The following is a 482-nucleotide window of genomic DNA, read 5'->3' on the forward strand; positions in this document are numbered from 1 at the left end:
TTGCAAGCTAAGTCCTTCTTAAATAGCGACCAGGAACTTTCCGAAATGGTGATGAGTCTGACAGGAACGTTGATTATCGATAAAGAAGGCAAAGTGACGAATGTCCCTTCATTGGCTGGAAATGCCGATCTAATTAATGTGCTGATTGGTACAGGAAATGGAACTCGTACTGCAAAAATATGGCGCTGTAATGATAAAGGTGCTAACAGCCAATGTATTCAGGTGAGTTTACAGGAGATCACTATCCCTGAAACCTCAACGCTCACGTTTAAAGTTCGCGAGATTATTCGAAATATCAATACCAAATTAGTTAACGATGAAAAACCCGGTAATCGCGAGCTTAATTTTTTAAGTATGACCTCATTGCCTGTCATGAAGTTTTTATCCGTTTTAAACAGCATGCACTATGGCAGTACCACGGTGGATATAGAAGAGTATTCGATGTTAATCGCTCAGGATTTATTGACTAATTATCTTACGGA

The 482-nt window shown here is 39.4% G+C and carries 1 protein-coding gene; it reads left to right on the forward strand.

The window, feature by feature from the left end:
• Nucleotides 1-45 precede the first annotated feature (45 nt).
• The coding region (locus tag DGG96_RS20585; protein ID WP_240610486.1) for a conjugal transfer protein TraH at nucleotides 46-482 on the forward strand (437 nt) is incomplete at its 3' end.

This window comes from Legionella qingyii, from assembly GCF_003184185.1.